Below are 13762 nucleotides of genomic sequence, written 5' to 3'. Positions count from 1 at the left end.
CTAATTCAGATCACTGCATTCCCGCCATCTCTTACCACTGCGTCCAGTCGAGCATATCGACCGTCACCCAGCCATATTCCCAGTTGAGCCAGAAGATCGCGAACAAAACGCTGGCCAGCAAGGTGGTCCACAGCGCCGTCTGCGCCATCGGGAATCGCTTCGGCGCGCTATCGGCCTGACCCGGGACGCGCGGATCGCCCTCTTCGCGCCGGTTGCGCACCCCGATAAACGGCAGCACCAGAAAGGCGCTCAGCACCCAGACGAGAAAATAGACCGCGACTGCCGAGGGCAGGCCCATCGACCTACACCCCGATCATCAGCACATCGACCACCGGCTTCTTACCCGTCCAGCGGGTGGCGGTGCGCCGCGCGGCAAGCCGGATACGCTCGCGCAGCCGCTCATCGGGCTCACCACCTTCGTTGAGCGCGGCAACCACCGCATCCTCCACCTCGTCAAGAAACGGCTCGCGCTCTTCCTCGACCGGAATGCCCGACAGCCGGACCTGCGGCACCCCGACCAGCGTGCCGTCCCGCTTCACCGCGACCGCGACCGACATCTGGCCGTTGATCGACAATTTGCGCCGCTCGTTGATCGTGCCGCCATCGGCGGGCAAAATCACATCGCCGTCGAGCACAAGCCGCCCGACCGGCGCATGGCCGATCCGCTTCGGTTCGCCGGGGGCGAGCCGGATGATCTCGCCGTTCGACTGGACCAGCGCTTTGGGCACACCGCATTCCACACCGAAACGCGCCTGCTCGGCCATATGGCGGATTTCGCCATGCACCGGCACCAGGATGTCGGGCCGGATCCATTTATACATTTCGGCAAGTTCAGGACGCCCCGGATGCCCCGACACATGGACAAAGGCCTGCCGGTCGGTGACCATCCGCACATCCTTCGCCGCCAATGCATTCTGAATGCGGCCGATCGCGATTTCATTGCCCGGAATCTGCTTGGAGGAGAAAACAACCGTGTCGCCCGCCTCCAGCTTGATCGGGTGCGATCCTTCGGCAACGCGCGACAGCGCCGCGCGCGGCTCGCCCTGCCCGCCGGTCGCAACGATCATCACCTTGTCGCGCGGCAGCGTCATCGCCTTGTCGAAATCGACCGTTTCGGGAAAGTCGCGCAGATAGCCGCTTGCCTTTGCCACGCTCAGGATGCGGTTGAGCGAGCGCCCGGCCACGCACAGCGTCCGCCCGGTATCGCGCGCCACCTCGCCCAGCGTCTGCAGCCGCGCAGCGTTCGAGGCGAAGGTGGTGACGAGCACCCGCCCCGTCGCCGCCTGAATCACCTCGTCCAGCCCCTTGCGCACATCGCCTTCGGAACCCGAGGCATGTTCGTTGAAGACATTGGTCGAATCGCACACCAAAGCGAGCACGCCCGCATCGCCGATCGCGCTCAATTGCTTCGCCGTCGCCGGTTCGCCGAGCAGCGGCATATCGTCGAGCTTCCAGTCGCCGGTGTGAAAGATGCTGCCATAGGGCGTATCGATCAGCAGCGCATTGCCTTCCGGAATCGAATGCGCCAGCGGAACATAGCGAAAACCGAACGGGCCGAGGTCGAACGATCCCTCACGATCGATCACGTTCAGCTCGACCCGGTCGGCAATGCCCTCTTCTTCCAGCTTGCCGCGGATCAGCCCGGCGGTGAACGGCGTCGCGAACAACGGCACGCCCAGATCGCCCGCCAGATAGGGCAGCGCGCCGATATGATCCTCATGCCCATGGGTCAGGACGATACCAAGCAGATCGTCGGCGCGCTCTTCGATAAATTGCAGATCGGGCAGGATCACGTCCACGCCCGGATAAAAGGGATCGGCAAAGGTGATACCGCAATCGACCATCACCCATTTGCCCTGGGTGCCGTACAGATTGACGTTCATGCCGATTTCGCCCGAGCCGCCAAGCGCGAGGAAAATGAGTTCTTTGCCTGGGGTCACTGAAATCCTGTTCTTCATTCTTTAAAAAGTCGAAATGCTTAGCCTTCTTTATGGGAACGCGACCACAGGATAGCCAGCCCGTGAAGCGTCAGATCGGCCTCTACCGCATCGAAAATATCGGTATGTTTCTCGAACAAAATGGCAAGGCCTCCGGTCGCGATCACCTTTACCGGGCGCCCGGCCTGACGCCGCATGCGCGCGACCAGCCCCTCCATCATCGCGATATAGCCCCAGTAAATGCCGATATGCATCTGATCGACCGTATTCCTGCCGATCACCGAATCGCTGTCCGGCTCGCTGATCGCCATGCGCGGCAGCTTCGCCGCAGCGCTGACCAGCGCGTCGAGCGACAGGTTGATCCCAGGCGCGATGATCCCGCCCTTATACGCACCGCGATAATCGACCAGATCGAAGGTGGTGGCAGTGCCGAAATCGATGATGATCAGGTCGCCGGGATGCGTTTCCTTCGCAGCGATCATGTTCAGCGCACGATCCGCACCGACATTTTGCGGTTCATCGACATCGAGCGGGAAGTCCCAGCCCCCCTCTCCCGCAATCACCGGTTCGGTGTCGAAATATTTGCGCGCCAGCGTCTGCAGATTATGCAGCGCGCGCGGCACGACGGTGCCGATGATCACCTTCGTCACATCGGACCGGGCAAAGCCCTCCAGCGCGAGCAGCTGGCTCAGCCAGACGGCATATTCGTCCGCTGTGCGCCGCGGGTCAGTGGTGATCCGCCAGCGGGTGCGGATCTCGCCCCAGGGCCGCGCATCCGATTCGGTGTCGAACAATGCGAAGACGATATTGGTATTTCCGGCATCGACCGCGAGCAGCACGGCGTCCCCTTTCGCTCAGATCAGGAATATATCGCCTGCGTGCATGACATGCCGCGACCCGTCCGCCAAGCGCAGGCGTAGCGCGCCGTCGCTGTCGATCCCGTCGAACAGGCCCTGCAGGGCAGCCCCTTCCGGCTGACGTACTGACAGCGCGCTGCCGACCGGGTGGGCGCGGGCCATCCACACCTCGCGGATCGCGCCGAACCCTTCGCCGCGCCATTGCGACAGGCGGCGGCGAAGGCTTTCGGCCAGCGTTTCGAGGAAATCCCCCGGCGCGACTGCGCTTCCCAGAGCGCAAAGGCTCGTCGCAGGCCGATCAAGATCGCGAGGATGATGCGCCAGATTGACGCCGAAACCCGCAACCACTGCGTCGCCCGTGCGCTCCAGCAGGATACCCGACAGCTTCGCACCCTCGACCAGCACGTCGTTAGGCCATTTGAGCACGGCACGCCCCTCGCCGATATAGGCAGCGACCGCATCGTGCAGCGCCACCGCGGCGACGAAGCCAAGCCCCGGCGCGGGCGGGTCGGAGGGCCGCAAACGGACCAGCGTGCTGGCGTAGAGATTACCGGCCTCGGACGCCCATTGCCGCCCCTGCCGCCCGCGCCCGGCGCTTTGCCGCTCGGCGCGCAGCCAGTCGCCTTCGGCGGCACCCGCCAGAGCGAGCGCCGCCATATCGGCATTGGTCGAGCCGGTTTCGCCGACCGTCCGGATCATAAGCGGATCAGAACAGCGCGCGCGCCGCCATATTCGTCGCCGACAGCAGCGCCGGGATCAGCAGATAGCCGAGCGGCGAAATGACCAGTGCGGTAATCGCGATCAGCCCGCCTTCGACCTTGCTGTCCATCGGCGCGAATGCCGGGGCCGGTTCGTCGAAGAACATCGTCTTGACGACGCGCAGATAATAATAAGCGCCGATCACCGAAGCCGCGATGCCGACGGCCGCCAGCGCGAACAGCCCGGATTCCACCGCTGCGCTGAACACCGCAAACTTGGCGTAAAAGCCGAAGAGCGGCGGAATACCGGCAAGGCTGAACATGAACATGGCAAGCGCCGCCGCCAGCCAGGGCCGCGTGCGCGACATGCCCGACAGACTGTCGATCGTTTCGACCGGCATGCCGTCCGCATCGCGCATCTGCAGCACGATCAGGAAGCTGCCGAGCGTCATGACAATATAGATCGCCATATATACCAGCACCGACGACACACCCGCCTGCGTCCCCGCGGCAAGACCGACCAGCGCGAAGCCGACATTGTTGATCGACGAATAAGCGAGCAGTCGTTTGATATTCGTCTGGCCGATCGCCGCGACCGCGCCGAGGATGATCGAGGCAAGCGCCGCGAAAATCACGATCTGCCGCCACTGATCGACCGCAGGCCCCATCGCTTCGATGGCAACGCGCACCGCCAGCCCCATCGCCGCGACCTTGGGGGCCGAGGCGAAGAAGGTGGTGACCGGCGTCGGTGCGCCTTCATAGACGTCGGGGGTCCACATATGGAACGGCACCGCCGAAATCTTGAACGCCAGCCCTGCGAACACGAAGACCAGCCCGAACAACAGCCCGAGCGAGCGGTCGCCCGCATATGCCTGTGCAATCACATCGAACAACGTGCTGCCGGTAAAGCCGTAGACCAGCGAGATGCCGTAGAGCAGGATGCCGCTCGCCAGTGCGCCGAGCACGAAATATTTCAGCCCCGCTTCTGCCGAACGCGTGTCCTGCCGCATGAAGCTCGCCAGCACATAGGCGGCAAGGCTCTGCAGCTCGAGCCCGACATAGAGCGTCAGCAGATCGCTCGCCGAAACCATCACGCTCATGCCGATCGCCGACAGCAGGATCAGCACCGGATATTCGGGGCGCAGATTATCGCCGCTGGTCGTCGCGAAGAAGCGCGGCGCGACCATGATCGACACTGCAGCGGCGATATAGATCAGCAGCTTGGCGAAGGCACCAAAGGCATCGGCGCGGTACAGGCCGTAAAACGCCTCGCCGCCATGCGATGCCGGGCCGAGCAGCGCGACACCGGCGCCGATCAGCACCGCCACTGCGGTCCAGCTCACGCCGCGCGCCGATGAATGGCCGCCCCATGCCGAAACCAGCATCAGCACCAGCGCGCCGACGGCAAGGACGATCTCAGGCAGGATCATCATCATTTGCTGGGCATAGCTCATCAGTGCGCCCCCCCTTCGGCACCATGGTGCGCGGCGGGCACCGCGGACGGGTTACCGGCGGTCGGCATGGAATCGCCCTTCGGCTGCGCGCGGTCGATACGCTCGAGCAGGATCGCCACGTCCTGACGCATCGGCGCAAGGAAGCTTTCGGGATAGACGCCCATCCACAGCACCACTGCCGCGATCGGCGCCAGCAGCGCGATTTCGCGCATGCTCAGATCAGGCATCGCCTTCACATCGTCCTTGGTCAGATCGCCGAACACCACCCGGCGATAGAGATACAACATATAGGCAGCGCCCAGAATGATACCGGTCGTGCACAAAAGCGCGGTCCAGGTCGACACCTGATAGGTGCCCATCAATGCCAGCAATTCGCCGACGAAGTTGCTGGTCCCGGGAAGGCCGATCGAGGCCATGGTGAACAGCAGGAAGAACACCGCATAGCGCGGCATGTTGATGGCAAGCCCGCCATAGCGGTCGATCTCACGCGTGTGCAGCCGGTCATAGATCACGCCGACGCAAAGGAACAGCGCGCCCGATACCAGACCATGGCCCAGCATGATCATCATCGCGCCCTCAATCCCCTGCCGGTTGAACGCGAACAGGCCGATCGTAACGATCGCCATATGCGCGACCGAGGAATAAGCGATCAGCTTCTTCATATCGCTCTGCACCAGCGCCACGAGCGAGGTGTAGATCACCGCGACCGCCGACAGACCGAAGATCAGCCAGATCAGCTGCGACGAAGCTTCGGGGAACATCGGCAGGCTGAAGCGCAGAAAGCCGTATCCGCCGAGCTTCAGCAACACGCCCGCCAGAATGACCGACCCGGCGGTTGGTGCCTGAACGTGCGCGTCGGGAAGCCAGGTATGCACCGGCCACATCGGCATCTTCACCGCGAAGGACGCGAAGAAGGCGAGCCATAGCCAGGTCTGGGCATGAACCGGGAAATCATGGTTCATCAGATCGGGGATATAGGTCGTGCCTGCCTGCTGCGTCATCCACAGCATCGCGATCAGCATCAGCACTGAACCGAGCAGCGTATACAGGAAGAACTTATAGCTGGCGTAGATCCGGTTCACCCCGCCCCAGATACCGATGATCAGATACATCGGGATCAGGCCCGCCTCGAAAAAGACGTAGAAGAGAAACAGGTCCTGCGCAGCGAAAGTACCGATCATCAGCACTTCGGTGAGCAGGAATGCCGCCATATATTCGGGAACCCGCTGCTGAACCGCTTCCCAGCTCGCCCCGATGCAGATCGGCATCAGGAATACCGAGAGCATGATCAGCAGCAGGGCAAAGCCGTCAATGCCGAGCGCCCAGGAAAAGCTGCCGAACAGCGCATCGCTATGTTCGACAAACTGCCATTGCGCGCCGCCGATATCGAAACTGGCCCACAGCACGATGCCCAGCGCCAGATCGACCAGCGTAGCGGCCAATGCCAGCCAGCGCGCCGATTTCGCGTCGAGGAACAGGCACACCACCGCCGCAACGGCGGGCACCAGCAACATGACGGAGAGGATGGGAAAACCGTTCATCGTCCTGCCCCCCTCACCGTGTCACAGCCCAGGTGATCGCCGCAGTCAGGCCGATCAACATGACGAAAGCATAGCTGTACAAATATCCCGATTGCAGGCGCCCGGTGAGCCGGCTGCCGAACGACACCACCGCCGCCGAACCATTGGGTCCGAACCGGTCGATCGTGCCTTCGTCACCCGCCTTCCAGAACAGACGGCCAAGAGCAAAGGCCGGACGCACGAAAATGAAGTGATAAAGCTCGTCGAAATACCATTTGTTGAGCAGGAAGCGATAGAGCAGCCGGAAATGATCGGCAAACTTCGCCGGCAGTTCCTTGTTGACGATATAGGCGTACCAGGCCGTGACAAGGCCGAGCAGCATCGCAACCGTCGCCGACAGCTTTGCCCAGGTCGGAATCTCGTGGGTCGCGTGGGCGAGATGTTCGTTGAAGAACAGGCTGCCCTTCCAGAACGCACCCGCGCTTTCCGGATCGATGAAGAACGGGTGGAAGAAATAGCCGGTGAACACCGCGCCCATCGACAGCACGATCAGCGGGATCAGCATCACGATCGGGCTCTCATGCGGATGATAGCCGCCCGTTCCTTCATGCATGTCCTCTTCACCCGGACCATGGACATGCGGCTCGCTGCCAGCATCCTCGGCACGCGGATTGTCGGCGACGTCGCCATGACCCGGCTCGACATGCGCGTCCTCATGGCCGTGATGGCCATGCCCGTCATGAACGGCGTGTTGAACATGCTCCGAAGTCGCCCAGCGCGGCTTGCCCCAGAAGGTCAGGAACATCAGACGCCAGGAATAGAAGCTGGTCAGCAGCGCGGCGATCACACCGGCCCAGAAGGCTCCGCCGCTTCCCGCCGCGAACGCGCTTTCGATGATCGCGTCCTTCGAATGGTACCCGGCAAAGCCGCCTACCTCATAGATACCGACGCCGGTGATGGCCAGCGTACCCGCCATCATGCCCCAGAAGGTGACCGGGATATGCTTACGCAGGCCGCCATAGCAGCGCATATCCTGTTCATGGTGCATCGAATGAATGACCGAACCCGCGCCAAGGAAGAGCAGCGCCTTGAAGAAGGCGTGTGTGAACAGATGGAACATCGCCGCGCCGTAAGCACCGACTCCTGCTGCGAAGAACATGTAGCCCAGCTGCGAACAGGTCGAATAAGCGATCACGCGCTTGATGTCGGTCTGCACCGTGCCGATCGTCGCTGCAAAGAAGCAGGTCGCGGCACCGACGACCGTAATCACGGTCATCGCGGTCGCGCTGGTTTCGAACATCGGCGACAGGCGGCACACCATGAACACGCCTGCGGTCACCATGGTCGCTGCGTGGATCAGCGCCGACACCGGGGTCGGGCCTTCCATCGCGTCGGGAAGCCAGGTGTGCAGGCCGAGCTGTGCCGACTTGCCCATCGCGCCGACGAACAGCAACAGACACAATACCGTCATCGTATCGAACCGGCCGCCAAGGAACCCGATCGTCGAACCCGCCATGCCCGGCGCTGCGGCTAGAATTTCGGGGATCGAAACGGTGTTGAACACCAGATACGTTCCAAAAATACCGAGCATGAAGCCGAGATCGCCGACGCGGTTGACGACGAACGCCTTGATCGCCGCGGCATTGGCGCTGGGTTTGCGGAACCAGAACCCGATTAGCAGATAGGAAGCAAGGCCGACGCCTTCCCAGCCGAAGAACATCTGGATCAGGTTGTTCGCCGTCACCAGCATCAGCATCGCAAAGGTGAAGAGCGACAGATAGGCGAAGAAACGCGGCTGATCCGGATCCTCCGACATATAGCCCCAGCTATAGAGGTGAACGAGGAACGAGACGCTCGTCACCACCACCAGCATGACCGCGGTCAGCGCATCGACGCGAAGCGCCCAGGAAACGTCGAGCGTTCCCGACTGCATCCAGGTGAAGACCGGCGCAACGCCCGCTTCGTTCGAGCCGGTAAGGAAGCCGATAAAGATCGGCCAGCTCAGCGCGCATGCGATGAACAGCGCGCCGGTCGTAACCACCTTAGGCACCAGCGTGCCGAATGCACGATTGGAAAGCCCGGCAAAGGCCGCCGCCAGCAGCGGCAGGAATACGATGAATTGAATCGAAGTCACCGAACGATCACCCCTTCATCCGGTTGACGTCATCGACCGCGATCGTGCCGCGGCCACGGAAATAGATCACCAGGATCGCCAGCCCGATCGCGCCTTCACCGGCAGCGACGGTCAGCACGAACATGGCGAATATCTGTCCGACCAGATCCTGAAGATAGGCGGAAAAGGCCACCAGATTGAGGTTCACCGCGAGCAGGATCAGCTCGATCGCCATCAGGATCACGATCAGATTCTTACGGTTCACGAAGATGCCCAGCACCCCCATGGTGAACAGGATCGCCGAAACGACCAGATAATGCGTAAGGCCGATCACAGCTCTACCCCCTTGCCGACAGGCGCGTTGACATTGCGGACCGCATCCTTCGACCGGCGCGAAATCTGATCATGGACGCGCTGGTGCCGTGAATCCGGCCTGCGGCGGAAAGTCAGGACGATCGCCCCGATCATCGCGACCAGCAGCACCAGCCCGGCGAGCTCGAACAGGAACAGATAGCGGCTGTAGAGCAGCGTCCCGATCGCCTCGATATTCGGCGTCGCAGCATCGATCGGCGCTGCGCGCCGCGCGAAATCGATCCCGCCCGCGCTCCATGCGCCGATCGCGATGAAGATTTCGCACACCAGCGCCAGCGACAGCGCAAGGCCGATCCAGAAATAGCGCACGAACCCGGCGCGAAGCTCGGCAAAATCGATGTCGAGCATCATCACGACGAACAGGAAGAGCACCGCGACCGCGCCGACATAAACGATGACGAGCAGCATGGCGATGAACTCCGCGCCGACCAGCACCATCAGGCCGGCGGCGTTGAAAAACGCCAGGATCAGCCAGAGCACCGAATGCACGGGATTGCGCGACGATATCGTGCATGCCGCCGAAAGCAGCACGACGATGGCGAACAGGTAAAAGGCGATAGCTTGTATCACGGAATCAGGAAGCCCCCGTTAGGTTGGCAGCCGCTTAACGGTAGGGCGCGTCTGCGGCAAGGTTTGCAGCGATGGCGCGTTCCCACCGATCCCCATTTTCGAGAAGTTTGGCCTTGTGATAGATCAGCTCCTCGCGCGTTTCGCTGGCAAATTCGAAATTTGGTCCCTCGACAATCGCATCCACCGGGCACGCCTCCTGACACAATCCGCAATAAATGCACTTCACCATGTCGATGTCGTAGCGAGTCGTGCGCCGCGATCCGTCATCGCGCGGCTCCGCCTCGATCGTGATGGCAAGCGCGGGGCAGATAGCCTCGCACAATTTGCACGCGATGCACCGTTCCTCGCCGTTCGGGTAGCGGCGAAGCGCATGCTCGCCACGGAACCGCGCCGAGATCGGGTTCTTCTCATACGGATAGTTGATCGTCGCCTTGGGCTTGAAGAAATAGCGCAGGGTCAGCGCATGCGCCTTCACGAACTCCCAAAGCGTCCAGGTTTTCAGGGTCTGTGCGAAACTCATATGCTCACAATCCCACTCGGGTCAGCATCAGGAACCCGGAAATAAGGAAGACGAAGAACAGGCTGAGCGGCAGGAATATCTTCCAGCCAAGCCGCATCAGCTGGTCATAACGATAGCGCGGGACCGTCGCCTTTACCCAGCTGAAGGCGAAGAAGAAGAAACCCATCTTCAGGAACAGCCAGATAATGCCCGGCACCGCATAGAGGATCGGAATGTCGAGCGGCGGCAGATATCCGCCCCAGAACAGGATCGAATTGAGCGCGCACATCAAAATGACGTTCGCATATTCGCCGAGCCAGAACAGCGCGAAGCTCATCGACGAATATTCGGTCTGATAGCCTGCAACCAGCTCCGATTCGGCCTCGGTCAGGTCGAACGGCGCTCGCTGCGTTTCGGCGAGCGAGGAGATGAAGAACACCACCGCCATCGGGAACAGCAGAATGTTGAACCCGAAGCCGTTGAGAATCTTGATCCCGTACACGCCGCGCTGCGCTTCGACGATGGCACTCAGGTTGAAGCTTCCCGCCCAAAGCACCACCGAAATCACGACAAAGCCGATCGCGACTTCATAGCTCACCATCTGCGCTGCCGCGCGGATCGCCGAGTAAAAGGGATATTTCGAGTTGGACGACCAGCCCGCAAGGATGATGCCGTACACGCCCAGCGACGATGCCGCGAGCACATAGAGCAGTCCGACATTGATATTGGCGAGCACCACGCCGGCCTGAAACGGCACCACCGCCCATACGATCAGCGCAACCGTGAAGGTGATGACCGGCGCCAGCAGGAACAGCCCCTTATTGGCGCTGGTCGGGATGATCGTTTCCTGAAGGAACACCTTCAGACCGTCCGCGAAGCTCTGCAACAGGCCGAAGGGGCCGACGACATTGGGGCCGCGGCGCAGCGCCATTGCCGCCCAGATCTTGCGGTCGGCGTAAATCACCATCGCAACGGCCAGCATCAGCGGCAGCGCGATGACGAGAATGCCGATGATCGTGGACAGGAACCACGCCCATCCGTGCATCATTCCCAGGGATTCGAACCAGGCGGTCATTCCGCGGCCTCCGCAAAGTCTTCGCCATGGATCAGTTCGGCCGAGCAGCGCTGCATGGTCGGGCTGGCGCGGCAGATCGCATTGGTCAGGTAGAAATCGGCAATCGGATAGGCGACCGAACCCGATGCTTCGCTGCCGAGCGACGGCGGGTTCCAGTCGAGCCGGGCAATGCCCTCATGGCCCAGCGCCGGAACCTCAGCGAACATCGCGGCGCGCAGCTGTTCATAGCTGTCGAACGGCAGCGTCTTGCCGAGCCGGTCGGACAGCGCGCGCAGGATCGTCCAGTCTTCACGCGCATCGCCCGGCGGAAATACCGCCCGGTCGCCGCGCTGCACCCGCGCTTCCAGATTGACGTACGTGCCCGGCTTTTCGGCATAGCTCGCGCCCGGCAGAATGACATCGGCGGCATGCGCGCCGCGATCACCATGATGACCGATATAGACTTTGAACGTGCCTTCGAATGCCGAATAATCGACCTCGTCCGCGCCGAGGAAAAAGGCCAGTTTCGGCTTGGCCGATACGATATCGGCCAGACCGCCCGCCTGTGCATAGCCGAGCATCAGCCCGCCCATCCGCGCGGCCGCCATATGGAGCACATTATAGCCGTTCCAGCTTGTGCCGTCCTCCAGCGTGCGCACCAGATTGAGCGAAGCGGCAGCCGCCAGCGACGCGCCATGGCCGCCCTTCAACGCCGCGCCGCCGACGATCACCACCGGCTTTTTGGCACCGGCAAACGCATCCTTCACCGCCTGCGGAAGATTGCCGATCAGCGACAGGTCATTGCCCAGCCATTCGGTCTTGTACGTCAGGTCGCGCTCGGGGCCGATGCCGAACACTTTCGCGCCGTGCTTGCGGATCGCCTTGCGGATACGCGTATTGACCAGCGGCGCTTCCCAGCGAAGATCGGTGCCGATCAGCAGGATAACATCCGCTTCCTCGACCCGTGCGATGCCGGTATTGAAATTGACCGCCGACAGGCTCGACACGTCATAGTCCATGCCGGTCTGACGCCCTTCGAGCATCGTCGAGCCGAACTTGCCGACCAGCGCCTTCGCCGCGAACATCGTCTCGCAATCGACCAGATCGCCCGCGACAGCGGCAACGCTGGTGCCCGCGCCTTCTGCGGCGGCGGCAATGGCGTCGAACGCCGCTTCCCATGTCACCGCTTCCAGCTTGCCGTTCCGGCGGACATAGGGCTTGTCGAGGCGGCGGCGGATCAGGCCGTCAATCGCATGACGCGTCTTGTCGCTCGCCCATTCCTCATTAACCTCGTCATTGACGCGCGGAAGGCTGCGCAGCACCTGACGGCCCCGGCTGTCGAGCCGGATATTGGTGCCGACCGCATCCATCACGTCGATGGCGAGCGTCTTGTTCAATTCCCAGGGCCGCGCTTCGAACGCATACGGCTTGCTCGTCAGCGCACCGACCGGGCACAGGTCGACGACATTGCCCGAAAGCTCGCTCGACACCGCCTTTTCCAGATAGCTGGTGATCTGCATATCCTCGCCGCGATAAATCGCGCCGATTTCCTCCACGCCCGCAACTTCCTCGGCAAAGCGGACGCAGCGGGTGCAATGGATGCAGCGGGTCATGATCGTCTTGACGATCGGACCCATATATTTCTCGGTAACCGCGCGCTTATTCTCGTCATAGCGGCTATGGCCCTTGCCATAGGCCATGGCCTGATCCTGCAGATCGCACTCGCCGCCCTGATCGCAGATCGGGCAGTCGAGCGGGTGGTTGATCAACAGGAATTCCATCACGCCTTCGCGCGCGGCCTTTACCATCGGGGTATCGGTGCGGATTTCCTGCCCCTCGCTCGCGGGAAGCGCGCAGCTTGCCTGCGGCTTGGGCGGTCCGGGCTTCACCTCGACCAGACACATGCGGCAATTGCCCGCAATCGACAGCCGCTCATGATAGCAAAAACGCGGGATTTCCTTACCCGCAAGCTCACAAGCCTGCAGGACGGTCGCGCCCTGCGGGACTTCGATTTCGGTTCCGTCGACGGTTACCTTAGGCATTTCTTGCTCTTAATCCAGTTTCTGTCCGGCGGCGGGTCCGCTGCTTACGCCCTTGCGCATCTTCCAAAGCGCCTCTGCGGCCATGCCGTGTAGCAATTCGCGATCGAAACCAAGTTTCGTACCGGTCGGAACGCAGTTCGCAAGTGTGGGAGCAAGCTTGCTCAGCGCAGCCTTCTCGGCCTCGCTCTTCACGTCAGTACGAACAAAGCTATCCGTATCTACCGGATCCCGCGTCGCCATGCATGCTGCCACGTCATAGCTGACAAGATCGGGGTCGCCGCTACCCTGAAACGGTATCGGCTGTTCACCTTGTACTGGAGCATCGGGCGGAGAGGAAAATTCATCGGTATAAAGCTGCTCTGCCAATGCGCCGCGCATGCTCGCCGAGTTCATCTTCAGCTTACCGCCCCCGCCGACCACTTTCAAACAGCCGCTGCGCCGCTTGCCGATCGCTTGCATCGCGGCGTTCGCCTCAGCGCTCCCCGGCTTTTCGTTCAGCAAAGCAGCTACGCTGTCCTTGTCTCCGCGAACAACACATTTCGCGAAGGAATGCATATAATATGCGGCCCGGTCATGGTCATCAGCATGCGCCGCCGGCACGAACGCCGGCACCGTCAACGCGAGTATGAAGCTCGCACCTGCCATC

Annotated in this window: 13 protein-coding genes; all 13 read right to left on the bottom strand. The window is 62.0% G+C overall.

Annotated elements, in window-relative coordinates:
• Positions 1-31 precede the first annotated feature (31 nt).
• The 13 genes from EV664_RS01005 to EV664_RS00945 are packed head-to-tail and all read right to left on the bottom strand — an operon-like array spanning position 32 to position 13761.
• Positions 32-298, bottom strand: a complete 267-nt coding sequence (locus EV664_RS01005) for a DUF1467 family protein (RefSeq protein ID WP_133493832.1) — start codon at positions 296-298, stop codon at positions 32-34.
• A 4-nt stretch (positions 299-302) separates the two neighbouring features.
• Positions 303-1940 (bottom strand): ribonuclease J, encoded by a 1638-nt coding sequence (locus EV664_RS01000; RefSeq protein WP_133493831.1) that lies wholly within the window; start codon positions 1938-1940, stop codon positions 303-305.
• 38 nt (positions 1941-1978) lie between these two features.
• Positions 1979-2776: a type III pantothenate kinase gene (locus EV664_RS00995; RefSeq protein ID WP_133493830.1), complete on the bottom strand. Its 798-nt coding sequence runs from the start codon at positions 2774-2776 to the stop codon at positions 1979-1981.
• A 15-nt stretch (positions 2777-2791) separates the two neighbouring features.
• A complete protein-coding gene (locus EV664_RS00990) occupies positions 2792-3493 on the bottom strand; it encodes a biotin--[acetyl-CoA-carboxylase] ligase (RefSeq protein ID WP_133493829.1) in 702 nt (233 codons plus the stop codon).
• 7 nt (positions 3494-3500) lie between these two features.
• Positions 3501-4946, bottom strand: coding sequence for an NADH-quinone oxidoreductase subunit NuoN (nuoN, locus tag EV664_RS00985; RefSeq protein ID WP_133493828.1), 1446 nt, complete (start codon positions 4944-4946; stop codon positions 3501-3503).
• A complete protein-coding gene (locus EV664_RS00980) occupies positions 4946-6487 on the bottom strand; it encodes an NADH-quinone oxidoreductase subunit M (RefSeq protein ID WP_133493827.1) in 1542 nt (513 codons plus the stop codon). Before EV664_RS00980 ends, nuoN begins: the two co-directional genes overlap by 1 nt.
• Before the next feature lie 13 nt (positions 6488-6500).
• Positions 6501-8600, bottom strand: a complete 2100-nt coding sequence (gene nuoL, locus EV664_RS00975) for an NADH-quinone oxidoreductase subunit L (protein ID WP_133493826.1) — start codon at positions 8598-8600, stop codon at positions 6501-6503.
• A gap of 7 nt (positions 8601-8607) precedes the next feature.
• Positions 8608-8913 carry an NADH-quinone oxidoreductase subunit NuoK gene (nuoK, locus tag EV664_RS00970; protein WP_133493825.1) on the bottom strand — a complete coding sequence of 102 codons (306 nt, stop codon included), beginning with the start codon at positions 8911-8913 and terminating at the stop codon, positions 8608-8610.
• Entirely contained in the window at positions 8910-9521 is a 612-nt protein-coding gene (locus EV664_RS00965) for an NADH-quinone oxidoreductase subunit J (RefSeq protein ID WP_133493824.1), read from the bottom strand. The genes nuoK and EV664_RS00965 overlap by 4 nt, the downstream gene beginning before the upstream one ends.
• A 34-nt stretch (positions 9522-9555) precedes the next feature.
• Positions 9556-10041, bottom strand: coding sequence for an NADH-quinone oxidoreductase subunit NuoI (nuoI, locus tag EV664_RS00960; protein WP_133493823.1), 486 nt, complete (start codon positions 10039-10041; stop codon positions 9556-9558).
• Between the two features lie 4 nt (positions 10042-10045).
• Positions 10046-11095, bottom strand: a complete 1050-nt coding sequence (gene nuoH / locus EV664_RS00955) for an NADH-quinone oxidoreductase subunit NuoH (protein ID WP_133493822.1) — start codon at positions 11093-11095, stop codon at positions 10046-10048.
• Entirely contained in the window at positions 11092-13116 is a 2025-nt protein-coding gene (nuoG, locus tag EV664_RS00950) for an NADH-quinone oxidoreductase subunit NuoG (protein WP_133493821.1), read from the bottom strand. Before nuoG ends, nuoH begins: the two co-directional genes overlap by 4 nt.
• 9 nt (positions 13117-13125) lie before the next feature.
• Positions 13126-13761, bottom strand: coding sequence for a hypothetical protein (locus tag EV664_RS00945; RefSeq protein ID WP_133493820.1), 636 nt, complete (start codon positions 13759-13761; stop codon positions 13126-13128).
• Position 13762: the final 1 nt, after the last annotated feature.

The organism is Stakelama pacifica (assembly GCF_004361835.1).
Lineage (GTDB): Bacteria > Pseudomonadota > Alphaproteobacteria > Sphingomonadales > Sphingomonadaceae > Sphingomonas > Sphingomonas pacifica.
The sequence above is the reverse complement of the archived record's forward strand: the minus strand, read 5'-3'. Positions and strand labels throughout refer to the sequence as shown.